Source organism: Collimonas sp. PA-H2 (genome assembly GCF_002564105.1).
Taxonomy (GTDB): domain Bacteria; phylum Pseudomonadota; class Gammaproteobacteria; order Burkholderiales; family Burkholderiaceae_D; genus Collimonas.
On record NZ_PDBX01000001.1, the window covers coordinates 163,852 to 185,871 of the forward strand.

Annotated in this window: 25 protein-coding genes and 1 pseudogene; 11 read left to right on the forward strand and 15 right to left on the reverse strand. The window is 53.7% G+C overall.

What is annotated here, in order from left to right; all coding sequences use genetic code 11:
* Positions 1-70 precede the first annotated feature (70 nt).
* Entirely contained in the window at positions 71-274 is a 204-nt protein-coding gene (locus tag BCF11_RS00705; RefSeq protein ID WP_098493036.1) for a DNA methyltransferase, read from the reverse strand.
* Between the two features lie 223 nt (positions 275-497).
* Here BCF11_RS00705 and BCF11_RS28120 point away from each other — a divergent pair, with 223 nt between their 5' ends.
* Together BCF11_RS28120 and BCF11_RS27330 are read left to right on the forward strand one after the other, a co-directional pair.
* Complete coding sequence (locus BCF11_RS28120; RefSeq protein ID WP_199111228.1) at positions 498-644, forward strand: hypothetical protein; 147 nt, start codon at positions 498-500, stop codon at positions 642-644.
* Entirely contained in the window at positions 631-981 is a 351-nt protein-coding gene (locus tag BCF11_RS27330) for a phage virion morphogenesis protein (protein WP_233212322.1), read from the forward strand. Before BCF11_RS28120 ends, BCF11_RS27330 begins: the two co-directional genes overlap by 14 nt.
* A 152-nt stretch (positions 982-1,133) precedes the next feature.
* Here BCF11_RS27330 and BCF11_RS00710 read toward each other — a convergent pair whose 3' ends face one another.
* Together BCF11_RS00710 and BCF11_RS00715 are read right to left on the reverse strand one after the other, a co-directional pair.
* Positions 1,134-1,433: a hypothetical protein gene (locus BCF11_RS00710; protein WP_098493037.1), complete on the reverse strand. Its 300-nt coding sequence runs from the start codon at positions 1,431-1,433 to the stop codon at positions 1,134-1,136.
* 295 nt (positions 1,434-1,728) lie between these two features.
* On the reverse strand, positions 1,729-2,145 hold the full coding sequence (locus BCF11_RS00715; RefSeq protein WP_098493038.1) for an Imm51 family immunity protein: 417 nt from the start codon (positions 2,143-2,145) through the stop codon (positions 1,729-1,731).
* A 767-nt stretch (positions 2,146-2,912) separates the two neighbouring features.
* On the opposite strand from BCF11_RS00715, the gene BCF11_RS00720 reads away from it, so the two are divergent.
* The 3 genes from BCF11_RS00720 (at position 2,913) to BCF11_RS00730 (ending at position 5,319) form a co-directional block, all read left to right on the forward strand.
* Positions 2,913-3,215, forward strand: a complete 303-nt coding sequence (locus BCF11_RS00720; RefSeq protein WP_098493039.1) for a DUF6582 domain-containing protein — start codon at positions 2,913-2,915, stop codon at positions 3,213-3,215.
* Positions 3,216-4,088: 873 nt separating this feature from the next.
* Complete coding sequence (locus tag BCF11_RS27335; RefSeq protein WP_143751215.1) at positions 4,089-4,649, forward strand: hypothetical protein; 561 nt, start codon at positions 4,089-4,091, stop codon at positions 4,647-4,649.
* Positions 4,650-4,983: 334 nt separating this feature from the next.
* Positions 4,984-5,319, forward strand: a complete 336-nt coding sequence (locus tag BCF11_RS00730; protein WP_098493041.1) for a hypothetical protein — start codon at positions 4,984-4,986, stop codon at positions 5,317-5,319.
* 121 nt (positions 5,320-5,440) lie between these two features.
* Here the strand turns inward: BCF11_RS00730 and BCF11_RS00735 are convergent, their stop codons facing one another.
* Positions 5,441-5,665, reverse strand: coding sequence for a hypothetical protein (locus tag BCF11_RS00735; RefSeq protein ID WP_098493042.1), 225 nt, complete (start codon positions 5,663-5,665; stop codon positions 5,441-5,443).
* Between the two features lie 136 nt (positions 5,666-5,801).
* A pseudogene (locus BCF11_RS28555) lies at positions 5,802-6,202 on the reverse strand (RusA family crossover junction endodeoxyribonuclease).
* 378 nt (positions 6,203-6,580) lie between these two features.
* Here BCF11_RS28555 and BCF11_RS00745 point away from each other — a divergent pair.
* Both BCF11_RS00745 and BCF11_RS00750 read left to right on the forward strand, forming a co-directional pair.
* The gene (locus tag BCF11_RS00745) at positions 6,581-6,841 is read left to right on the forward strand and encodes a hypothetical protein (RefSeq protein WP_098493044.1); all 261 of its coding nucleotides are present in this window, start codon (positions 6,581-6,583) and stop codon (positions 6,839-6,841) included.
* A gap of 72 nt (positions 6,842-6,913) precedes the next feature.
* The gene (locus BCF11_RS00750) at positions 6,914-7,342 is read left to right on the forward strand and encodes a hypothetical protein (protein ID WP_098493045.1); all 429 of its coding nucleotides are present in this window, start codon (positions 6,914-6,916) and stop codon (positions 7,340-7,342) included.
* A 21-nt stretch (positions 7,343-7,363) separates the two neighbouring features.
* On the opposite strand, the gene BCF11_RS00755 is transcribed toward BCF11_RS00750, so the two are convergent.
* From BCF11_RS00755 to BCF11_RS00790, 8 genes are all read right to left on the reverse strand, one after another.
* The gene (locus BCF11_RS00755; protein WP_098493046.1) at positions 7,364-7,771 is read right to left on the reverse strand and encodes a hypothetical protein; all 408 of its coding nucleotides are present in this window, start codon (positions 7,769-7,771) and stop codon (positions 7,364-7,366) included.
* A gap of 387 nt (positions 7,772-8,158) precedes the next feature.
* Positions 8,159-9,205 carry an ABC transporter substrate-binding protein gene (locus BCF11_RS00760; RefSeq protein WP_233212323.1) on the reverse strand — a complete coding sequence of 349 codons (1,047 nt, stop codon included), beginning with the start codon at positions 9,203-9,205 and terminating at the stop codon, positions 8,159-8,161.
* An 88-nt stretch (positions 9,206-9,293) separates the two neighbouring features.
* Positions 9,294-10,415: an FAD-binding oxidoreductase gene (locus tag BCF11_RS00765; RefSeq protein ID WP_098493048.1), complete on the reverse strand. Its 1,122-nt coding sequence runs from the start codon at positions 10,413-10,415 to the stop codon at positions 9,294-9,296.
* The gene (locus BCF11_RS00770) at positions 10,412-11,809 is read right to left on the reverse strand and encodes an FAD/NAD(P)-binding oxidoreductase (protein WP_098493049.1); all 1,398 of its coding nucleotides are present in this window, start codon (positions 11,807-11,809) and stop codon (positions 10,412-10,414) included. Before BCF11_RS00770 ends, BCF11_RS00765 begins: the two co-directional genes overlap by 4 nt.
* On the reverse strand, positions 11,802-12,098 hold the full coding sequence (locus BCF11_RS00775) for a (2Fe-2S)-binding protein (protein ID WP_098493050.1): 297 nt from the start codon (positions 12,096-12,098) through the stop codon (positions 11,802-11,804). Before BCF11_RS00775 ends, BCF11_RS00770 begins: the two co-directional genes overlap by 8 nt.
* A 28-nt stretch (positions 12,099-12,126) precedes the next feature.
* Entirely contained in the window at positions 12,127-12,924 is a 798-nt protein-coding gene (locus BCF11_RS00780; RefSeq protein ID WP_098493051.1) for an ABC transporter permease, read from the reverse strand.
* A gap of 17 nt (positions 12,925-12,941) precedes the next feature.
* On the reverse strand, positions 12,942-13,817 hold the full coding sequence (locus BCF11_RS00785; protein ID WP_098493052.1) for an ABC transporter permease: 876 nt from the start codon (positions 13,815-13,817) through the stop codon (positions 12,942-12,944).
* Positions 13,810-14,886 carry an ABC transporter ATP-binding protein gene (locus BCF11_RS00790; protein WP_098497260.1) on the reverse strand — a complete coding sequence of 359 codons (1,077 nt, stop codon included), beginning with the start codon at positions 14,884-14,886 and terminating at the stop codon, positions 13,810-13,812. The genes BCF11_RS00785 and BCF11_RS00790 overlap by 8 nt, the downstream gene beginning before the upstream one ends.
* Before the next feature lie 185 nt (positions 14,887-15,071).
* Between BCF11_RS00790 and BCF11_RS00795 the strand changes: the two genes are divergently transcribed.
* Positions 15,072-15,908: an IclR family transcriptional regulator gene (locus tag BCF11_RS00795; protein WP_098493053.1), complete on the forward strand. Its 837-nt coding sequence runs from the start codon at positions 15,072-15,074 to the stop codon at positions 15,906-15,908.
* 146 nt (positions 15,909-16,054) lie between these two features.
* Here BCF11_RS00795 and BCF11_RS00800 read toward each other — a convergent pair whose 3' ends face one another.
* Positions 16,055-17,047, reverse strand: a complete 993-nt coding sequence (locus tag BCF11_RS00800) for an MBL fold metallo-hydrolase (protein ID WP_233212324.1) — start codon at positions 17,045-17,047, stop codon at positions 16,055-16,057.
* 124 nt (positions 17,048-17,171) lie between these two features.
* On the opposite strand from BCF11_RS00800, the gene BCF11_RS00805 reads away from it, so the two are divergent.
* Both BCF11_RS00805 and BCF11_RS00810 read left to right on the forward strand, forming a co-directional pair.
* Positions 17,172-18,125: a LysR family transcriptional regulator gene (locus tag BCF11_RS00805; protein ID WP_098493054.1), complete on the forward strand. Its 954-nt coding sequence runs from the start codon at positions 17,172-17,174 to the stop codon at positions 18,123-18,125.
* A gap of 1,082 nt (positions 18,126-19,207) precedes the next feature.
* On the forward strand, positions 19,208-19,636 hold the full coding sequence (locus tag BCF11_RS00810; protein WP_098493055.1) for a hypothetical protein: 429 nt from the start codon (positions 19,208-19,210) through the stop codon (positions 19,634-19,636).
* A 196-nt stretch (positions 19,637-19,832) separates the two neighbouring features.
* Here BCF11_RS00810 and BCF11_RS00815 read toward each other — a convergent pair whose 3' ends face one another.
* Entirely contained in the window at positions 19,833-20,078 is a 246-nt protein-coding gene (locus BCF11_RS00815) for a hypothetical protein (protein WP_098493056.1), read from the reverse strand.
* Positions 20,079-20,786: 708 nt separating this feature from the next.
* Between BCF11_RS00815 and BCF11_RS00820 the strand changes: the two genes are divergently transcribed.
* Positions 20,787-21,874, forward strand: a protein-coding gene (locus BCF11_RS00820) for an IS3 family transposase (RefSeq protein WP_098493057.1) whose coding sequence is annotated in 2 segments (ribosomal slippage) — positions 20,787-21,039 and positions 21,039-21,874 — 1,089 coding nt in all. Because the reading frame shifts where the segments join, the coding sequence is not laid out codon by codon here.
* Positions 21,875-22,020: the final 146 nt, after the last annotated feature.

A 22,020-nucleotide genomic window follows, 5' to 3' on the forward strand; every position in this document is an offset into this window, starting at 1 on the left:
CAGCGAGTTTTAGCGTTTGCAGTCTGGTGTTAATCACTACCCGATCATGCGGCGACAATTCGCATCCACCTCATTGAGAGCCATCCATTGCTGCGACAACCAGCGTCGAACCAGATCCGGCGAATAGATCTAGAATGATTCCTGACAGCACAAAAATACGATTGACTTGCCGCATGACCTCTACCGGCTTGCCTGTAATATGATGTTTGTCCGCCATCTTGAGCACTAGGCGAATGGCGCCAGATAGTGCGCCGACGCTATAGTCTAGCGGCATGCTCCCCTTGCTTACCCATATGATATATTCGCACTGCTCCCGAAATCACCCGACGACCGGCCGTGTTCCTTCGGTCTAATCCCTGACGGCAATACCGCACTAAGAAAATCTAGTCGCCCGCAATGCGTCGGTGGCGGTCGGCAATTGCCGCCAGTCAGTAAAAAGACATGCCGGCGCACCGGGCTCAAATACGCGCCAGCACTCAGATGGCCGATCAACGAAAATGCGAACGCTGATCGTGGTGATAGCCGGCAAAACCATGAAAGCCCCGCTTTGTACTAGTCTGCAAATATTTGGTGGTAATGCTGGTCTGCCGCGCATCGATATGCAGGCCGTCGCTGGCAAACGGCGGATTAATGCTTTCATTTGAGGCTGACAGACAAGGTCGCAAAAAAGGACCGGAGTATCGCTATCCAGCACGTCCCTTACTTGGCTTTAGCGCTAACGATCAGCCATTGGTTCGCGATACCTTACGACGCCACTTTGCCGTTTTTCAATGCGATGGCCGAATGTCTTTTACGTCTAGGGAAATTTTCTTAATGCTGATTATTTCACCGCCACGCTCCGCGATTTCCTTGTGGCATGCCGCCAAGAGAACATCGAAATGCGGATCTTCTTTTTCCCCGTCAAATTTTTCCACCAGCGGTTTAGCGGGATCAATTTTTCGGGAACTGTCTATTCGTGGTGCTCCAACATATGTTGCATGATATGGCCCCCATCCTTACCATCTGAGATAGCAAGAGTTACAAAAGAGTTGGTTGTTTCTACGATGTAGGTATTCAGTTCTGCCATGCTGTTTTCCTTTCTCTATTCTGGCGTTGAATACACAAGCCTCACCAAAATCGTGAAATACATCAGACTAATATCCTTCAATGTGAAAGCCTAGTCCACTGCCGACAGAGATGTCTTCAATGCTGGTGATCTCGCCGCCACGCTTGGTAATTTCTCGATGACACATGGCAACAAGGGCATTGAAATCGACGCCTTCCGCCGCACCGTCAAGATCGTTATTTTCCAATCCGATGTCGTCTATCCACGGCAAGTCTATTTTTTGAGCAGTCCCGACATATGTCGCGCTGTAGGGCCCCCTGGGTTGCGTCCCTGTGATCATGAGCGTAAAAGCCGCATTGGCAGTTTCAATAAGATAAGTCCTGTGCATGATGATTTCCTCGATCCTCTTCAGCGTTGAATGAATGACCGTCGCGAAGCGATCGAATCATCTGCCTAACAACTACCAACTATTTGAGCTGCTTCGTTGTGAGATGAGTGACCGCTACTTAAATAGTTCCGTCTAACGGACCGCAATTACATTTTTTTGAAAGCTGGGACAAATTGCAGCTAACCAAAATGGTAAAAGGCCGGACCGAATATCACTACTCGATCCGGCCTTTATTTGGCTTAAGTGCGACTGAGCAGACATCGATTCGGGACTCTCCGCTACGCCACTTCGACCGCTAGTCATGCAACTTGGCACGAAACAGGATATCTCTGAGAACGTGTTCATCATCGAAAGTGATTTTCAAGGCATTACCTAGCAACGTCAAACTCGCTATATCTCCGGAAGCAGAAAACAGGCTGGCGTCAGAATCGAACGTGAGTTCATCGGCCAATTTTGGCAACTGCTCCACAATGATCACCTGTGCAACGGAATTCCAGTCAAGCCCGTTACCCGTCCAACCTTCTGCTGATCGCTCCTCGAATATGTGTGCCTTCTCTTCAAAACTTGCATCTAACAGGACCAGTGCTCTACAGCTGCCGTCAATAAGAAAAAAAGGCGCAAATGTTGTCATGTCTACTAAGTCACTTCGGTCCCGCTGAATACCTACTATCGCAGGGCCTTCGGTGATGCTTGTCATGGTGTCGAGGCTCATTGCATTCCTTTCTTATGTGAATGTGGCTAAGAGAAACCCAACTCTGTAGGCCATTGGCGTGTATTTTTATAAGCGCGTACCAGAGCGAATTAAATATTAGGAAATCTGACAGCGCATTCCATTAATAAAATCCAATTTCCGGAAAAATATTTCGACCCCAGTCAAAATAAAATAACGAGTGATTAACAATGTGAAATCACGCATCAGTTATTTTCTTCAAAAAGTTAAAGAAATTGCATCGCCGCATGCTGGCGCTGACCGCTCGCGCGGATTAGGCCAGGATTTTTTTTGCAAACTGCGTTAAAAGCAGTGCATTTAACGAAGCCGGCAAGCGTGGGAATATGCTTTCCAAAAATTAGCGGAACATTTCTGTTGAGCCGCGGTATTGCGGGAAATCAGCGTGCACTGAGGCGATTTTTATAACGCAATGAATCAACTACATACACGACGAGATGATACGTTCACCCTCAGGTGTGCGGACTGAACTTAAACCAACATCAAACCGCAGATATGACAGTACAAAAAAAGGCCCGCGAACTTGCGGCCGCGGGCGGAATCCAAAACTTAGGGAGAGTTGGAGGAGACAGGTTCAATGTAGTGCAGTCAAACCAAGTCCCAATGCCTATTTACAGTTATTTACAGCAACTACAATTGCCTACATCAGCGAAATACAGAAAATTTCAGATCGGTGCATTTGTTGAGTGGACCCAGAACTTTGCAATCAGTTGAGGCTCTGACATTAACGGAGTCTGTACTAGGAGAGAGATATGAGCCAGACAACATGGAAGCCGCATGCCCAGCATGGCGAGTTAAGCAGCAAGGACCGAGATCATTTACCTGAGAGCGCATTCGCATTTCCAAAACAGCGCAAAGAGCCTATGACCAATTCCTCACATGTCAGGAGTGCGCTGGCGCAGTTTGATCAGGTAGATGACGTATCTGACGGTGAACGCGATATCGCGTTCGAAAATATCAAGGCAGCAGCCAAACATTTTGGCGTCGAAATGACGGAAACAAGCTGGAAGGAACTTGGTAAAAATCCCCATACCAAAAATCATTCTCACAAATAGGTGTAATAGATAAGATGATCAGATGCTCGGAAAACCGTGGTCGCCGCGACTGCAAGTAGAATTCTTGCAAAATTGTTCACGACTCCTATATTGAATAAAATCAGTGATTGACTGATCATTCAAGAACAAGACTGGCGCCCATATGCGGGAATTCATCGTCAAGGCTTGACTCAACCTACCTAATGACAGCATCGGATTACCTCTATTAAATTGAATGTGCAATTAGAGTGCGCAAACTGTCCGCACAAATTTCACATTATCAAGGCAAGGAGTAATCATGAAAGTCAAATTAACCACTACCTGCCTCGTGATCGGCGCGTTGCTGGTGCCTGTCGAAAACTGCGAAACCGACTATCCATCGGCCAGGAATAACAGGCCACGATAGTCAAGGGCGACGTCATCGCAACCAAAACAAAGGCCAAGCTGACAGCCGAAAAAATGACCTACGCGAATGATATTAAAGTCGACACCAACAGCAATTGTGTTGTGAGGCTGCGTGGCATCTGCGGTGCGCACTTCAACTGAAGTGCGATCGGATGGCGCACCCTTCAACACCTTGCTAGCGCGAACGCGTGTTTTTGTTCTTCGGCACGCGATATACCAACCAATCTTTAATGGAGGTCATATGTTAAGCAAACCGATATTTATCGCGACGGTTATCGCGGGCATCGTCTTGGTTGGTTGCAAAAAACCTGATGGCATACCACCGCGAGAGGCGCCAATGCAAGCCCCAGCTTCACAAGGCGCGCCGGCAGCCGGCACACCACCAGCAAACACCACACCCGGAACGACTCCGACCACGCCTGGCGCAGCGAGCGGGACCAGTAGCAGTTCCTCGTATTAAACAGGCAAGCGCTTATAGGGGATCCAACAATGAATACGAACACGATCTCGTTGATAATAATACTCGGCCTATCGTCTTCTGTACTGGCGCAATCGCCCCCGACCCCGCCGGAAATACCGGACGAAACGCAACCGATGCCTCCTGGAATAAAACCGCCGCCAACGCCCTCTCCAACGTCTCCAACGCTTCCTGGAATGCAGTCTGAAGCGCAGCAACTTAAGGCTCCCCCGCTTTCTGTCACTACGCTCCATGTGCAGCCAAAAACAGAAAATGGCTTTACTTATTTGTGTGGCGGCGTCGGTTTGGATGAATCCAATTACATGAAACGCACAGCAAAAACATATGACCTGATGTCGACCTTTGCCTCGCGAAGTGGCAGTTATCTAGCGGACGTCAATATCGATATTTCGGATAAGAACGGCAAAGCGACGTTGCAAACGACCTGCTCCGCTCCGATACTACTGATCAGATTTCCGCGTACCGGTACCTATAGCATTCGTGCAGAAGTCGGCGGCGATGCACAGACAAAAGTCGTGGTAAAGGAAAAACGCGGTACACAGTCGATAGTTTTTGTCTGGCCTGCTAACTAGCCTGGATAATTACCGCCAAACGATGGAACAATTGGTTTCTCAATCACAGTATGATAAATAGCCCTCTCAAAGGGCTATTTTTTTGACACAAAAAGTCTTTGAAGCAGCAATGTGCTGGGCCGTACATAAGCCTAGAGAAAAGCTCGCTCGTTCACAGAATTAATGAGGTGTTGAAGTCCTACGTCACGAATAGTTCTCGACTGATGGAAAGTCAGCAGTATTGGTCCTAATTTAAAGGCATACGAACACGGTAGGTACATCAATAATTTGCGCTTAAATAATAATTGCGACTTGATTCAACTAAGTCAGCTTCCGAAAGGAGAGTGAAAAAAAAATGAACATCGAAACGATTATTCATCGCAAAGCTGATTTTCAGCGTCAGGAAGAGAACGTTATTCTAGGTAAGGAAAGTCACGTCGGCGGCACATTGGACGAAGTGTTGAAAGAAAGCTTTCCTGCCGGCGATCCCTATCGCCATTGTTTTCGCGAAACTGCCATGTCCACAGAGTCGATAGAGTTCAGCCTCGCATGGTGGTTCAAGCTCTACGTCTTTGGCGTAACGACTATGTGCCTATTAACCAATCGCGAGCCGAAACAGGAAAAATCGCTGTATTGGTGCAAGAAGGCGCTCAGGGCCAGCTACAACGGCAAGCGTATCGAAATTTCATGACCAAAATCTGCTGCGCAGTGACGGTCCGGGAATTATGCTATCAGAACCAACTTGAGCAAGACCGGTTCCGATCCATAGCATTGATGCTCGATCTTGACGCACCCTGACGGCCCATCTTAGGTCAAGTATGGGCGCCCCCAAATAATGGATAGCTGCCATCGTCCGTTGCCGCTTTCGCGCGAAAATCGGCAATCATCGAACGACGCTCAACAAACCGCTTTGCCTTACCCATTGCGAACAGCATCGTCGAGAGCTGGTTGTAGGCATCCGGGCTTGGCTCTGCAATCAGCAGCTCGATGGCCAGTCTCAGCTCCAGCGCCAGATCATTGCGGGTGCATCGCATCATCGGAACGAATGCTCCTCTCGGCCTGTATGCCTTGCGGGGTCGCTTGGTGCCTGCCATCACGAATTCCCTCCCACAGGAGCCGCAATAACGGTGGCAGATGCACGCGCTGTGTAATGCTTACTGGCGACTATCTTCACTACCTACGAGTCATCACCCCAAACGATGTTGCTGCACGCGTCCTTGATGCCCTAACCATGTTGTCCAGATCAGGCTTGCCCGTCGGTCGCAAGTCGCAGGAAATCGCCCTGACGCGCTTCACCTTGGAATAGCTCGCAGGGATTTGCATGTACAAAATAACGAACAGTTCGACAGGTCCAGCCAAGGGACTGGCGCCACGCATCGCCGTCTTCTCCGCCCAGCTCACCGCTGCTCGTAAGTAGCCGTCTTAGCCTGGGTGTAGGCTTTGACGCCCTTCCCTACGCGAGTGAAGCGCGGGCGACCTTTCGTCACCGGTTGACCGTCCACAACGAAATTGATCACGGTCACAGGTGGGCTCGATGACCTCAAGTCCAATTTGGCGCCTTCAGTGCAAATCATCTAGCTGGCCTTTCGATTTTATCAATGCCTTCAAATTCAATCCATTCGGCTTAGTGCCGCGCTCATCGTCGGTTTTCTACGGACTGCGGCGATTCTGCTTGGCGACGGAGGTGGCGCGTGGCCGCCGTTAACTTTAGCGGCTTAAGTCGGCACGAACCGGGGTCGTTTTCCATATTCAGCCACCCAGGGGAAAATTAGCGTTGATTTCAACAGCCCATAGGTTTTAGTGACGCTCAACGTTAACAACAGTACAATAGAATAGTATTGCAATATGTCAACGAAAGAGGACGACTGCGACAATTAAACCCATATGCGAATCCGAAATTTCTGAATCAAGATCCAACGACAATATCACTCGAACTCAATAGGACCATAACCATGGAAAACCATACTGCAGCGACCACTTTCATTTCTTTCCTTCCATTGATAGTAATGTCAATCTTCTTTGGAGTAACAGCGAATTTGTTGGCAAAGGAGAAGGAGCGAAACGTCATGACTTGGACGATTCTCGGGATAATCCCAATGGTAAATTTCGTATGCATTTGGTATTTTGCGGGTGCAGCGAATTTGAAGCTCGAACGCAAAATGGACGAATTAATTACCAAGCTTGACGCTGCCCGCAATCAAAATTTGCACTAAGTAGTATTAGTTCAGATTCAGCGGAATATGCGGTGAAACGTCCCTCAAAACGTTCATTTTAGAAGTCAAGAGATGCTACTTGCACATTACTGGCATGCCGGCGGCGTTAGGCACTTCGACGAACTGACAGGCGTTGTTGGCATCCAAATGTCAGTTTCACGTGAGAGCGCCGATTGGGGGTTTTTATGGCATCAGCGCGGAAAGTGGTTTGCAATTAGAAAGGACCGCGAGTCTCTGATTTTTCAACATGGCACTAAGCAGTGGCGCTTACGAAGCGATCATGAGTTCAGTGTCACGCGAGGTTTTCTTAGGCAGTTTAAAATTTGTGAAGATGGCCAGGTCACGTTCACTCTGAAATACCTGTTTACTGGCGCGTTTTCGTCGAATATTGACCCAACTTACGATTCAATTGACGAGGAATCTGATGATTTTTTCCTTTACGTGTCTGAGATGTGGGCGTACTGGAAAGACAAAGATATATCGACTTTTCTGAAGGCATGAACCAGAGAAAATCATCCAAGCCTAGACTCCTGCAGACATTCCTCCCATCACCACATGGGTTATTTTGCGGTCACGTAAATCCTGGCCGACATCAGACTTTGGTGCCACGACCGTCACTGACGCGCTTGACGGCCTGGCATTGAGTTGCATCGCCGGCGCGATTGCAGCGATCTCAGGAATATCCGACATCTTCGCAACAATAGGCGCGGTCGGTATATTCGGGACGGTTGAGATATTCGGCACCGCCGGCGTTTGCGGCGTCACCGCTAGCGACGGCATGACGCTCTTCGCCTGCATTGCTCTCGCATCCTGCGCGAAGAACACGCCCATGCGCATCTTGTTGCCCATGTTTTTATAAGCGGCACCAGCAGAGATCGTCCCTTCACCATACAGGCTTTTATTGTTTTTGATGACGGCCTCAATCCGCAAGCGCTCGCTAGGCGCTGCGTGTAGTGAAGCACCTCTCCGGCGATGTGCTGCCAATCCGGTGCGTTCGAGAAAATAGGCACGTCCATGATATCTACGCGCCGCGGATCAGAATCGATGCGATCACCGTTGGGCGGCAACGCCATCTTCGTTAGTGGCTATATGCTCCCACCTGAAACCTATCAAAAGTGATATGAAATACAAGGGGATATAAAAAATAGATTATTTAATTTTCATTGCAAGAACGAATGTGCTCAGGGCAATAAATCCAATTAGGTGTTGTTAGATTCATTACCCCTTGTGGGTCACACACATTTATGCGGAGTTCAGTCCAATCCACGATACGTGGCGAGTGCTACACAGTGGCGCATCATTTGATAATGCCAGCATTTAGCGTTCGATCAAACGGCCCCAGCGATCGTTCCAGGCGGCCCGTTCCTTGTTGATGACATCCCAGTCGACCGTGTTGATGTTTTTCATCAGCTTGTCGACATTGCCGATTTTGGCTTGCACCGATTCCGGGATCTTGACGCCCTTGTTGATCGGTATGGCGTTGGCATATTCCACCGCCTTGCCCTGTGAACCAGCGCTCAGCAGGTATTCCACCAGTTTCTGCGACAGCTCCGGCTCGGAATTGTTTTTCAGGGCGCAGGCGCCGACCATCAGCATCACAGCCCCCTCTTTCGGCGTGGCGAATTCCGCCGGAATGCCCTTGGCCTTCAGATTCGCGATTGCGGTCGGCGTCAGCGGAAAAATGGCGGTTTCGCCGGTTTGCACCATTTCCGAGATTTTCGCCGAGCTGGACAGGTACTCAAGCACGTTGGGACCGACGGTGCTACCCCATTTCTGGAAACCTGGTTCGACATTCTTGTCGGTGCCGCCGACCAGGCGGTTGAACATCAGGAAGCTGTGCAGGCCGAAGGTGCTGCTCTGGATCGACTGGAACACCACTTTCCCCTTGTATTTCGGATCGGCGAAATCCATCCAGGACGTCGGCGCGGCCCAGCCTTTTTCATCGAACATCTTCTTGTTGTATCCGATGCCGACGGTGCCCAGTTCTATCCCCACCGCCTGGTCATTGGCCATGCGCGCGAATGGATAGATTTCCTTGAATACCGGAGCGTCTTTCAGTTTCTGGCACAGACCCATGCCGATCGCGCGGTACATGACGCCATCGTCGAGAAACACCAGGTGCATTTGCGGCTTGTCCTTTTGCGCCGACATCTTGGCCATGATGTCGGCGGAGGTGCCGGGAACCACCACGATCTTGACGTTATTGGCTTTTTCAAATTCCGGGAATATATAACTGGTGTAATTTTTTTCCATGCTGCCGCCGTTCATGCCGACATAAAGCGTGCGCGTCTCAGCGCTGCTTGCCGCTGCGACGCCTAATGCAGAAATGAATCCTGTTGCCAGGAGAATTTGTTTGAATTTCACGGTCCCGCCTCCTCAAAGATTAAACACCCCGATATGCCTGCCACATAATTTCCTGATGCACCGGCTTCAGCTTGTTTTCAACTTATTTTCAACTTGTTGCGCTGAATCTAGCGATGCTGAAAGCCTCGATAGGCGTTGCCGTCGCCCCATGGACCACCAGATCCGCCAGGACTTCCCCCACTGCCGGCGCCAGCTGGAAGCCGGCGCCGGAAAAGCCAAAAGCATGAAACAAGCCAGGAGTCGTCACGCTCGGTCCGAGGACCGGCTGATGGTCAGGCAATGCGCCCTCGACGCCGGTCCAGTTGCGAATCACCAGTGCGTTTCGCAATGCAGGAATGAATTCGCAGGCCATCCTCATCGAGGCAAACATGGCAGCGCTGTCCGGCCGCGTCGATGCAATCGCCAGTTGCCCCATGCCTCGTCCGCCTCCCAACACGAAATTTCCTCTTGCCACCTGCCGCACATAAAAGCCGCCGCCGACGATGCCGACGTTGGGTTCAACCAGCTTCGGCATCGGTTCGGTCACCCACATGTTTGGAAAAATAGGATATTCCGGCACCTGCTCGCCAAATTGTTCGGCAAATTTTGCGCCCCATGCACCGGCGCAGTTAAGCAGGAATTTCGCTTTTACTTCCAGTCCATCGGTAGCGCAAACCGCAAATTTCCCACCCTCGAAGACGGCGCTTTCTACTGTCGTCCCTTCGCGCAGGTCGGCGCCGTGCTTCCTTGCCGCCATCGCAAAAGCAGCGGCCACCAGACGTGGATTGGCGTGACCATCGCCCGGGCACAAGGAACCGCCGGCGACCTTCTCGCCGAGCCAGGGATAGCGCTGGCGCAGTGCTGCCCGCCCGAGGATTTCAAGCTGCAAGCCGAAGCCGTCGGCTTGTCCTCGGTAGTCTTCGAGCGACGCCAGCTCCGCCTCGTTACGCGCCAGTTTCAGATGGCCTGAAACCGTATATTCGCAGTCGCTGCCTATCAGTTGCGGCAAATGCTGCCAGATCGCATAAGCCCGCTGGGACAAGGGCAGCTGCACCACGGGCCGCCCCTGGCGCCGCACTCCGCCATAATTGACGCCGCTGGCTTGCGCACCGCACCAGCCCTGTTCCAGCAACACCACCGACAGGTTCATGCGACGCAAGGCCAGCGCCGCAGAACAGCCCATCAGGCCGCCGCCGATGATGGCGACGTCGGCTGTCAGCCGCTCGTTCATGAGGTTTCCCGTGCCGGACTCAGCGCCACGCCGACCGCCACCGGAAACGGCTTGATCGGCGGCTGCCCGCGCAGGCGTCCAATTTCCGCCAGCGATTTGCCGGCGCTGCAAGCCAGGATTTCAGCGGCGGCGGCACCGCAAACCCGCCCCTGGCAGCGCCCCATGCCAACCCGGGTCAGCGCTTTCAGGCGGTTCATTTCAAGCGTGCCGGCATGGTTCACGGCACGGCGCAACTCGCCCGCTGTGATTTCTTCGCAGCGGCAAATGATTTCTTCATCGGCGCACTCGCGCGCCCACGCGACAGGGGCCGGAAATGCGCGCTCCAGTCCGCGCCGAAACCCCTGCATGCGTTGCAATGCACGATCAAGACGCCTGCTCTCGCTCCGGTCGATGGTCTTTCCCAAATCTTCAAGTAAAGCCAGGGCGGCGCGCTTTCCCGCCAGTTCAGCGGCGTCGGCGCCGGCGATACCGCCGCCGTCGCCCGCAAGATATACCCTCTTGACGCTGCTGCGCCCGGCCAAGTCGCGCTGCGGCAGCCATTGCTGATTAAGCTGGCTGAATTCGAACGCGCAGCCCGCCAGGTCGGCCAGCTGGGTTTCCGAACGCAGGCCGAAACCGCTGGCAACCGCGTCGCACTCCAGCGTTTGTTCCCGGCCATTCTTATGCCAGGAAATGGTTTTTACTTTTTGCTCGCCCGAGACAGCAATTTTTTCCACGCCCTCCACCACCTTGACGCCATGACAGCGCAGCCACGCGAGAAAATACAAACCCTTGGCTAAAGTGAGCGGTTGTTTCAACAGATCGGCTGTCGCCCGCAGCTTGCCGGAAAAAGAAGAAGTATCCAGCACTGCCGCAATGCTGGCGCCGGCTTTCGCATATTGATAGGCAAGCAGGTAAAGCAAGGGTCCGGAGCCGACCAGGACGATACGGCTGCCGATCACGCAGCCCTGCGCTTTCAGCGCAACCTGGGCTGCCCCCAGGGTATACACGCCGGGTAAAAGCCAGCCGGGGAAAGGCAAAACCCGATCGATGGCGCCGGTGCATAAGATCAGATGCGAATAGGGCAAAGAATAAGGTAAAGACTGGTGCTGGCCATGGCCCAGCAGGTCCAGCTGGCGGCCGTCGCAATTCCACACCAGGGTATCGGGCAGATAATTGATATGGCTGCGCAGTTTGTTGAATGTTCGATGCAGCGCATCCGCCTTGGCCGATTCGAAACCGTACAGCTGTTTTGCCGAGCGCACGAAGCCGGCAGGCGGCTGGCGATATATCTGGCCGCCGGCACGCTGGTTTTCATCGACAAGCACGGGCCGCAAGCCGGCAGCCACCAGCACCTCGGCAGCACGCACGCCAGCCGGGCCGGCGCCGACAATCACGATCCGCGGCTCACTCATGCGAGGCTCCCGGAACCGCAGTCAGCAGCCGCATGCCGGCCTGGATTTCGGTGCTGCAAGCGCGCAGCGGCTGCCCGTCTTCGGTGCGCATCCAGCAATCCTGGCAAGCGCCGATCAGGCAAAAGCCGGCGCGCGGCTTGCCGCTGAATTCAGACATGCGCAAGCGGTCCGCCTGCGTCAGTACCGCCGTCAAGACGGTGTCGCCTGCCAACGCGGTGACGCTGCGGCCATCCAGCGAAAAGCTGACGGGTTCGCGTTGTGTCTCTGCGATTCTGGTAAATAACGTCATTGCTTGCTTTCCAGTTGCCGGCATGAGTTCATCCCTGCTGGCCGATCAATACCTTGTCCAGCCCGTAGACGCGATCCAGGATCAGCATCGCGGCGCCGGTAACCAGGATCATCAATGCCGACACCGAAGCCATCATCGGATCGATCGATTCGGTGGCGTACATATACATGCGCACCGGCAGCGTGACAGTGGCCGGCGTGGTGACGAAAATCGACATGGTCAGCTCGTCGAAACTGTTGATGAACGCCAGCAGCCAGCCGCCGGTAATGCCAGGCAAGATCATCGGCAGCGTGACGCGCCGGAATACCGTCCAGGGTCCGGCGCCGAGCGACTGCGCCGCCTGCTCGGCGCTTCTGTCCATGCCGACCACGGCTGCCAGCACCAGCCGCAATACATAGGGACTGATCACCACCACGTGGGCCACCACCAACCAGCCGAACGATCCGCTAACGCCCATGCTGGCGAACAGACGCATCAACGCCACCCCTAGCACCAGAGTGGGAATGATCAGCGGCGACAGGAACAAGGCATTCAGGAAATCGCGGCCGGCAAAGCTCAGGCGCCCGATCGCCAATCCTGCCGGCAGCGCCACGCACAGCGAGAACGTGGCAGACAGCAGAGCCAGCAGCAGGCTGTTGTAGAACGATTGCACGAAGTCGGGATGCTCGAAGATGGCCTTGAACCAGCGTAATGAAACACCGTGGGTCGGCAAGGACAGCGTGTCTTCCGGCGTAAACGCGACCAGGCACACCACCAGCAGCGGCGCCAGCACGAACGCCACCACCAGCGCATGGAATATCAAGGCAATCGGACCATTGTTGCGCATACGATAGTTTTCCCCGGTTAGCCCAGCGTCCTGGAATACTTGCGCTCCAGGACCCGGTTGTAGCTCAGCATGATGAGCAGGTTCGCCAGCAGCAGGATGATGGCTATCGACGCCCCCAGCGGCCAGTTGAGCGAGCCGAGGAACTCGTCGTAGACGGTGGTCGCTACCACTTTCAGGCGGCGTCCGCCCAGCAAGCCCGGAATCGCAAAGGCGCTGGCGCTGAGGCCGAACACGATCAGGCTGCCGGACAGGATGCCGGGCAAGACCTGCGGCAGCACGATCCGCCGCAGCACTGTCGCCGGCGAAGCGTTCAGGGACAAGGCTGCCTGGGCGACAGTAGGATCGAGCCTTTGCAGGGAGGTCCATACCGGAATCACCATGAACGGCAGCATCACGTGCACCAGGGCGATCACGATTGCGCCAGTGGTGTAGAGCAGTTTGAGCGGCGCAAAACCGAGCCAGGCGATAGCCGAGTTAACCAGGCCGTTGGCGCTGAGCAGCATGCTCCAGCCGAAAGCGCGCACCACTACCGACACCAGCAGGGGCCCGAGAATGACGATCAGGAAAATCGAGCGCCACGGTTTTCCCATGCGGCTCAGCACATAGGCTTCCGGCGCGCCGATCAGTATGCAGATGAGCGTGGTCAGTCCCGCTATCCAGAATGTGCGCAAGAAGATGGAATGAAAATATTCGTCGCTGACAACCTGCCAGTAGTTGTTCAGGCTGAATTTTGCGACGATGCCGGCGCCGGCATCGAAACCGTAGAAAGACAGCAGCAAGGTCAGCAGCAGCGGCGCCAGCACCATCGTGAAAAAAAGGATCACGCCCGGTGCCGTCAGCAGGTACGGCAGCGATGGCGAGGATAGCGAAGACAGCGCGGGCGCCTTAGCCATGCCTGACCTCAGGCTGTCCGCGCTTGACTATGTGCAGCGCGTCCGCCGGCCAGCGCAAGGAAACCTCCTGGCCGTCGCTGCATGCGGCATTGCCGCAGTTCTGCCAGGTGGCCAGCAAATCGCCCAGCCCGGTGTCGATGTGATACAGCCATTGGTTGCCAAGGAATACGCCCGAGCGCACCCGGCCGCGGATGATTTCATCCTGCGGGCTGCAGCGTTCGAGTTTTTCCGGGCGCAGGCAGAGCGTGACCTGTTCGCCGATCTGCAAGGTGGCGTCGCTGGTGTTCAGCAAATGTCCGTGAACATTCAGCGCCGATCCTTGCTGGCTGACCGACGCCACCTGCCCTTCGAACAGATTGGCCTTGCCGACGAACTGCGAGACGAACTGGTTGACCGGCGACTCATAGGCATCGAAAGGCTTGGCGATCTGGATCGCGCGGCCGGCATCCATCACCACCACGCGGTCGCTCATCGACAAGGCTTCCGACTGGTCATGGGTGACCATGATGGTGGTGGTGCCGACCTTGCGCTGGATCTCGCGCAGCTCGACCTGCATGTCCTCGCGCAGCTTGGCGTCGAGATTCGACATCGGCTCATCGAGCAGCAGCACCGGCGGTTCGATCACCAGCGCACGCGCCAGGGCCACCCGCTGGCGCTGGCCGCCGGACAGCTCGCGCGGATAGCGATGGCTGAATTTTTCCAGGTGCACCAGCGCCAGCGCCTTGCGTACCCGCTGCGCGCACTCGTCCGCTGCAACCTGGCGCATTTCCAGGCCGAAGGCGACATTGGCGCTTACCGTCATGTGCGGAAACAAGGCATAACTCTGGAACACGATGCCAAGGCCGCGGCGGTTCGGCTTTTCGTGGGTGATGTCGCGTCCATCCAGCAACACGCGGCCCGCGCTCGCCTCGACAAAGCCGGCGATCATTTGCAAGGTAGTGGTCTTGCCGCAGCCGGAAGGGCCGAGCAGCGAAACGAACTCGCCCTTCTCCACCGTCAGGTTGAGTTGCTCCACCGCGGTGAAGTCACCGTAGTGCTTGGATAGGTTTTCCAGCTGTAGAAACGACATCGACTTGTCTCCCATGACGGTCGGTTTTGCATCCAATACCTTGCCAAAGCCTTTTCCGAAATATAGTGAAAAGAAAAATCAGGGTCAATTCAATATTCCATATACCAGACTAATTATTTGATTTACTCCATTAAATGAATATATTATTGAATGTATAGATAAATATATTCCACCTGGAGAAATTGATGAAGGATCAAGATGTTTCCACCGGAACCAGCCTGCAGCGCGGCTTCGCGATTATTCGAGCCCTGGCCGCAAGCAGCGGCGACGGCGCCAAGCTGACCCATGTCGCCCAGGCCACCGGCCTGGCCCAGCCCACTGCGCACCGCATCCTGCGCGCACTGGTGGGCGAAGGCGTGGTCGAACAGGATGAACGCAGCAAAGCCTATCGCTTGAGCGTGGATTTTTTTGCACTCGCCGCGCGCGCCGGCCAGCGCGGCAACTTGCGCGATATCTGCCGGCCTATCCTGCTACGGCTGTCGGCAGCGCTGGGCGACACCATGTTCCTGCTGGTGCGCAGCGGCTACGACGCCATGTGCCTGGACCGCAGCGAGGGACCGTTCCCGATCCGTTCATTCACGGGAGACGTAGGCGGCAGGGTCGCGCTCGGGGTCGGCCAGGGAGCATTGGTGATCCTGGCGTTCCTGCCGGAAGCAGAACGGGAAGAAATCATCCGCTTCAACCTGCCGCGCCTGCTGGACCTGGGCTTGTACGACGAGGTGTATTTGCGCACCGAAATCAAGCGCTCGCTCGAACGTGGCTACGCCGCCAGCCACGGCGTCGGGCTGCTGCCTGGCATGGCTGGCATCGCGGTGCCGGTACTGGATCGCCAGGGCCGCGCAGTGGCCGCCCTGAGCGTCGCCACACTGGCAGAAAGACTGAATGCCGATCGCTTGCCGACCGTGGTGCAGATATTGAAAAAAGAAGCGGCAAGCGTCGGCGCGCAGCTCAACCCGTTCGATCCGGTCTTGCGCCGACCCGCGCAAATACTGGGCGGCTTGCCGATCGAAGCCCCCAAATAATATATGGAAGTATGGAAGCCCAGATCAGGAGCACCCTCCACTGTCAAACCCCGACATGGGCAAGGGGTGGGCGGCCCAAGCTGATGAGCAGGCCGTTCTGAGCGCCGAGCGCGATGGTCGATGTTTGCCGGCGTCGCTTTCGCGCGTTATAACGTCCCTTGTATTTGATACGGCGCAGTCACCCATTCATATCCCGTCGAGGTGCTTGCAACGTGGCCGAGGCCGGGGAATGAGATGTGCGCGCCGCCGACCAGATAAGCATTTGTCGCCGCTAGCTGGAATAAATGCTGACGCGATTTCACTGCCGCAACCGGATCAAAATCGTATGCGATCGTCACGTCCGGGTCCTTGAACTGCACGTCGCCAGCATGGATTACGTCGCCCCACAGCAGCAATTTCTTGCCTCGACTACCGATCAGGTAAGCGGTATGACCGGGGGTATGTCCGTAGGCTGGAATGCTGCTTATCCCAGGAAACAATTCTTGCGCGCCGACGAATGGTTTCAGTTTTTTTGCATCCACATAAGGGTTGACTGTTGCGCGCGATTGCATAAAGGTGGTCCGCTTTGACGACGGAGCGGCATTCGCTTTTTCCTCGCTCAGCCAATAGTCGGAATCGTTCTTGTCGACATACACGTCCGCGTTCGGGAAAACGCGTTTGCCGCCAACGCTTAACCCGCCGGAATGATCGCCGTGGATGTGGGTCAGCAAGATGGCGTCAACCTGCTCCGGCTGGTAACCGGCAGCACGCAAGTTGTTCACCAGGCGGCCGCTGCTTCCGCCGCCGAACAGTTCACCGGCGCCGGTGTCGACCAGGATCAGTTTCGATCCCGTATTGATCAGGAAGGTGTTGATCGAAAGCTCGGTCGGCAGTTCTTCGCCATTGCGGGAATAGGCTTCCCTGACTTTCTCCGGTTTGCTCATGATCTCGTCGACGTGGCGCAGCGCGGTGCCGTCGGACACGACGGTGACCTCGAAATCGCCAAGCATCGTCCGGTAAAAGCCCGGCGCCTGAAACTTCGCCATCGGTGCCTGGGCATAGCTGTTTTGTGTGACGGTAGTCATGGCGACCAAAGCGGTCGCGACGATTATTGCAACTTTTCCGACTTGCTTGATCACCCTGGTTGAATCGACTTTCATGGCAGTTTCCTATTTTGAAGTTGAAATTGCGCTTGACGCAATGAAATCAGGACTCCAGTGTAGCCAGAAATTATGATCTAATAATGCATCAATTACTTATTGAACTATGTAGCAGGGCTAATTAATGCGTGGAAATGAATTTGCGGAATTCAATGCTTTTGTAGCGATTGCCGAGCGCGAGAGCTTTGTTAAAGCAGCGGCATTTTTGAAAGTTACACCGTCGGCGCTGAGCCAGTCGATGCGGCAGCTGGAAACGCGGCTGGGTGTGCGGCTTCTGCATCGCACCACGCGCAGCGTTTCGCTCACCGAAGCGGGTAGGCAATTGCTGGACCATTTGCGTCCCGCATTGGATGGGCTGGCCAGAGCGGCGGAAGCGATCAATGATTTTCGCGAAACGCCGTCCGGCACGGTACGCCTGACCGCGCCGCGTATCGCAACGGAGCTATTGATTGCACCGCGGCTTGCCGAATTCCGTACGTGCTATCCGGAGATCGTCCTGGATATTTCGGTAGAAGATAAATTTGTCGACCTCGCAAAGCATGGATTCGATGCCGGAATTCGCCTAGGCGAGCTGCTGGCCAAGGATATGATCGCAAGCCGCATCGGCCCCGACCGGCGCTTTGCCGCAGTCGCGTCCCGCAGTTACCTGGCAAAACATGGCGTGCCGCACTCCCCGCACGATTTGCAAAAGCACGAATGCATACGCATCAAGCGCCCAACTACTGGGGTCAACAGACCGTGGGGCTTCATGGACAAAGGACACACGCTCGAAATCTCCGTCGCCGGACACTTACTCGTCAATGACGCCAATCTCGCATTGGCCGCCGCGCTAAGCGGTGCAGGCGTAGCCTTGCTGGCGGAAGATCACGTGCGCCCCTATTTGCAAAGTGGCCGTCTGGTTGAAATGCTTGAAGACTACAGTTGGTCCCGCGCTGGATTTTTCCTCTACTACTCCAGTCGCCGGAATATGAGCGCATCCTTGCACGCGCTGGTTTCATTCTTGCGCGAACCGCTACAAGGCGCCACGAGCAGTCACAACGGGACCATTATTGGAAGCATGTCTAAAAATGAGGGATAAGAACCAGACGGGCCTGCCAGACTCGGCACACCTATGCGACGCCCGCGCTGATGACCAGCGTAAATCCAGCTTACATTGCTCGGTAGCTTGGCCATGCAAATGCCAAAATGTTATTTACAATTTATGCCAAGCAGATTGACACCGAAGAACACGGCGCCCGGAAAGCAAAAATGGAAGCCGTATCGGGCTTCCATTCAGCATTGCTTACAACAGATTTTCTTTGATCAATCCTGAAGTTAATCCAGAACTATCCCAGCATTCCCACAACTTCAAGAATACTGGTAGGCACGATTGGACTCGAACCAAGTAGATAGGGGTATCTCGGGGTACCGTGGGACTGATTTGCCTAGGACGGGATTCTGACCATGCCCCTGAAATCCCACATGGCTTACGCGGACGCCGCGGCATGCGGCATCACCACCAACGAATAGCCCAAATGAGCCCAGCAGCTCCGGTACAAGCAACGCCAATGGCTGCGACGAGGTGGAAAATGCCAACTATCGCAGCGAATTTTCCTAAAGATCGCGCATCAAGTTGAACTGTTAAATGCATTTTGCAAACCCATCCATGTTCTGTTTTCCACCAACGACACAGCGTTGAATTTAAAAGTCTCTGACGCTGTGAGCGTTCGGGAATTATTGTCTTGGGACGAAAAAAAGCCCGCGAACCTTGGGCTGCGGGCTAAATCCAAAACTTAGGGAGAATTGGAGGAGGCAAAAACAATATTGCGTCACCAAACCAATTTTCAATACCCATTTACCGTTATTTATTTCAGCAAGATGCAAAGAGCCCCGAGCCGATGAACGAGCGGGGCTTCGACCAACCACTCATCCGCGTGACGCGCTATCAGGCTAAGAACCTTCCCATCTGCCTAGTTCTTCCCTAGAGGCCTGCATGCGTCGATTCAGAAAATGTCAACTGCTTGCCGCCATATTTACGCCGATTTCGACCGCCTTCACACCTAGTTGACGTCAGAATCAGTCAGGGTTAGCTGCCCATACATGAGTAAGCTTTAAGTGACTGCTGTACCAGGGTATCGGTCAACGTCTAGTGCTTTTCTTATTCTTAATATGGAGGCTTTCATGTCAGATTATTTGTTTCAGGCTCAAATTGAGGCGTTTCAAAAAATCAAGCTTGTCGATGGCAGGCAGTTAGAGGTTGGCGCCAGAAAGGCGACGGAAAACTTACGTAAAATTGCTGGAGGCGGAGGTGGAATGAATCTGCACCAAGCTAAGACAGTGTTGCAGGAAATGTGCGGTGCGCGACTACCAGGCCGCGACCACTGTTTGAATCATGGTTGCAATCTCAATCAGCTTAGTGCGAACAAGAAATCCGCTATGGACTTTCTGTCTGCCGAATTTTCCGATGCATATGCGCTCGGGATAAACATTACAAATGACAAGGCCGTTTGTCTCATGATGAAGTTGGCTATCGAAGTTTTCATGACTATCGGCGATGCCCCGATCTTTCAACAAGATTACAATAAACACGGGGAGAAGATTGTACGATAGCAAACTCCCATCTTGATCATTGGCTGTCTCAATTCGCACATCTCCCCTTCGGCACGGCTCTATTGGCTGCAGTCTGCATGGTGAGAATGCAAAAAGCCCCGTGCCGATGACGGCGCGAGGCTTTGCAAATTTCTGATACTTGAGGGGATTCGCGTACTCCGCTGTTATCTGCAAAGTGACCGTGCCGTGAGCGAATCTACTTTCGTTGCAATCTATGATCGCATGGATCAGCGAACTTTACGGTCGTCATGCCAATACGACTAAAAACTTCTATGTAATAACCATGTTCATTGGTCCACTCGACCAAAACGGGGTTATAGATTCCTTCAAATACGCCGTCGATCCCACCATTGAGAACAAACATATCCTCGTCCCAGCCTCTGGGTCGAACAATGCCGCCCCAGGCGGGCCGCTCATCGTCTGCGCTGGTAAGGATGATCATGGTCTCACTCACATTTCTGGCTTTGGAAGAATTTGATTCTAGTCCAATTCAGCCAAAAACGTTAAAAGCCCCGGACCAGTAAAGGTACGAGGCTTTGCAAACTTCTGATACTTGAGGAGATTCGCGCATTCCAGTGCTATCTGCAAAGTGACCACGCCGCGAAAGAATCTACTCAAATATCCACCATCAATTTATCTAGTTGCAGCAATGGCGTGTATATGAGAAGAGATATTACCGCACACATTTTGTGCGGCGCAAGTCTTTACGGATATGCAGTTACAGAAGATTGGGTCACCCAGGTGCTTCATACCGGCCGCCCCCAACGTCTCAAATCAGCCCGTCGGAATCGTCACCTCTCGGCGTAAGACGCTTTCCTCGCTGGGGGTGGCGCGCGATCGTTCGAGGACGATATTAGGCTGATTACAGTCACAGGACATCGTTGAACTACCAACCCATTCATTGCAATATGCATTTTTCGTCAAATCTGGCGGAGACCCCGAGTCAAGTGGGCGAATCATCCGGCAACGAGATCTTCACAACGAACAAAAACCGGCGACAAGATATGCTTGCGTCGCCCATCGCAAAAGCGTCAAAACAAATTCGCGACGATCTGATTATTTTTCTTCTCGTTGCAGAGGGTAATCCCCCCACAAAAAAGTATCAGTTAAAAGTAGAATTTTCTTAAATGCGATTTTGAGGAAGTTTTACATGAAGACATCACGCTTTACCGAAAGTCAGATCATCAACATCTTGAAGCAGGCCGAGGCCGGCACGCCAGTGCCGGAGCTTTGCCGTGAGCACGGGATGAGTTCGGCCTCGTTCTACAAGTGGCGTAGCAAATACGGCGGCATGGACGCGTCGATGATGACGCGGATGAAGGAGTTGGAAGACGAGAACCGTCGGCTCAAGAAGATGTACGCCGAAGAGAAGCTGAAGGCCGAGATCATTTCGGAGGCAATGCAAAAAAAGTGGTGAAGCCATCTCACCGACGTGAGATGGCACACGCGGCAGTCAAAGCGCATGGCATCAGCGTAAGCAGCGCATGTGCGACTTTCGCGATCAGCCAGACCTGTTATCGCTACAAGGCAAAGCTATCGGAAGATAACGAGCATGTCGCGGACTGGTTAATCCGGCTGACCGCGAACCAGCGAAACTGGGGCTTTGGCCTTTGCTTCCTGTATCTGCGCAACGTCAAAGGATTCGGTTGGAACCACAAGCGCGTCTATCGGATATATCGAGAGCTGGAGTTGAATTTGCGAATCAAACCCAAAAAGCGGCTTACCAGAGCAAAGCCTGAACCGTTGTCAGTGCCTACGTCGATCAACGATGTCTGGTCCATGGATTTCATGCACGATCAGTTGTCAGACGGGAGTAGCATCCGCCTGTTCAACGTGATTGATGACTTTAATCGGGAAGGCTTAGGCATCGACGTCGATTTCTCCCTGCCGGCAGTTCGCGTCGTTCGGTCGCTTGACCAAATTATCGAATGGCGGGGAAAGCCGACGACGATTCGCTGTGACAACGGACCCGAATACATCAGTTCGACACTGGCCACGTGGGCAGAAAAGCGCGGCATCCAGATCAGTTTTATTCAACTAGGACAGCCGCAACAAAATGCTTATATCGAGCGCTACAACAGAACTGTTCGCTATGACTGGCTAGCCCACTACCTGTTTGAATCAATCAGCGAGGTCCAGGAATTTGCCACAAAATGGCTCTGGACCTACAATCACGAACGCCCGAACATGGCGCTCGGCGGTATCACCCCGAAGCAGAAATTGGCCCTTGCGGCTTAGCCTCTACTTTTAGCTTTGCTTAAAAACGGGGGGATTACCCTACGACGCTATGTTTTTTCTATGTACTACTATAAAAAATTTGAGTCGATACCTACCAATTTAGCGGACAAGCGTGACGTAGAATTTCCGACGCATCGTTTGTAGTT

Excerpts from the sequence above, each read along its gene's own strand:
- BCF11_RS00805 (WP_098493054.1), top strand. The coding sequence starts at position 17,172 with ATGCGTGGAAATGAATTTGCGGAATTCAATGCTTTTGTAGCGATTGCC.
- BCF11_RS00780 (WP_098493051.1), bottom strand. The coding sequence starts at position 12,924 with ATGCGCAACAATGGTCCGATTGCCTTGATATTCCATGCGCTGGTGGTG.
- BCF11_RS00705 (WP_098493036.1), bottom strand. The coding sequence starts at position 274 with ATGCCGCTAGACTATAGCGTCGGCGCACTATCTGGCGCCATTCGCCTA.
- BCF11_RS28120 (WP_199111228.1), top strand. The coding sequence starts at position 498 with ATGCGAACGCTGATCGTGGTGATAGCCGGCAAAACCATGAAAGCCCCG.
- BCF11_RS00810 (WP_098493055.1), top strand. The coding sequence starts at position 19,208 with ATGTCAGATTATTTGTTTCAGGCTCAAATTGAGGCGTTTCAAAAAATC.
- BCF11_RS00770 (WP_098493049.1), bottom strand. The coding sequence starts at position 11,809 with ATGAGTGAGCCGCGGATCGTGATTGTCGGCGCCGGCCCGGCTGGCGTG.
- BCF11_RS00815 (WP_098493056.1), bottom strand. The coding sequence starts at position 20,078 with ATGATCATCCTTACCAGCGCAGACGATGAGCGGCCCGCCTGGGGCGGC.
- BCF11_RS00775 (WP_098493050.1), bottom strand. The coding sequence starts at position 12,098 with ATGACGTTATTTACCAGAATCGCAGAGACACAACGCGAACCCGTCAGC.
- BCF11_RS00715 (WP_098493038.1), bottom strand. The coding sequence starts at position 2,145 with ATGAGCCTCGACACCATGACAAGCATCACCGAAGGCCCTGCGATAGTA.
- BCF11_RS00800 (WP_233212324.1), bottom strand. The coding sequence starts at position 17,047 with ATGAAAGTCGATTCAACCAGGGTGATCAAGCAAGTCGGAAAAGTTGCA.
- BCF11_RS00795 (WP_098493053.1), top strand. The coding sequence starts at position 15,072 with ATGAAGGATCAAGATGTTTCCACCGGAACCAGCCTGCAGCGCGGCTTC.
- BCF11_RS00785 (WP_098493052.1), bottom strand. The coding sequence starts at position 13,817 with ATGGCTAAGGCGCCCGCGCTGTCTTCGCTATCCTCGCCATCGCTGCCG.
- BCF11_RS27330 (WP_233212322.1), top strand. The coding sequence starts at position 631 with ATGCTTTCATTTGAGGCTGACAGACAAGGTCGCAAAAAAGGACCGGAG.
- BCF11_RS00790 (WP_098497260.1), bottom strand. The coding sequence starts at position 14,886 with ATGTCGTTTCTACAGCTGGAAAACCTATCCAAGCACTACGGTGACTTC.
- BCF11_RS00765 (WP_098493048.1), bottom strand. The coding sequence starts at position 10,415 with ATGAACGAGCGGCTGACAGCCGACGTCGCCATCATCGGCGGCGGCCTG.
- BCF11_RS00745 (WP_098493044.1), top strand. The coding sequence starts at position 6,581 with ATGGAAAACCATACTGCAGCGACCACTTTCATTTCTTTCCTTCCATTG.
- BCF11_RS00720 (WP_098493039.1), top strand. The coding sequence starts at position 2,913 with ATGAGCCAGACAACATGGAAGCCGCATGCCCAGCATGGCGAGTTAAGC.
- BCF11_RS00750 (WP_098493045.1), top strand. The coding sequence starts at position 6,914 with ATGCTACTTGCACATTACTGGCATGCCGGCGGCGTTAGGCACTTCGAC.
- BCF11_RS00730 (WP_098493041.1), top strand. The coding sequence starts at position 4,984 with ATGAACATCGAAACGATTATTCATCGCAAAGCTGATTTTCAGCGTCAG.
- BCF11_RS00710 (WP_098493037.1), bottom strand. The coding sequence starts at position 1,433 with ATGCACAGGACTTATCTTATTGAAACTGCCAATGCGGCTTTTACGCTC.
- BCF11_RS27335 (WP_143751215.1), top strand. The coding sequence starts at position 4,089 with ATGAATACGAACACGATCTCGTTGATAATAATACTCGGCCTATCGTCT.
- BCF11_RS00735 (WP_098493042.1), bottom strand. The coding sequence starts at position 5,665 with ATGATGCGATGCACCCGCAATGATCTGGCGCTGGAGCTGAGACTGGCC.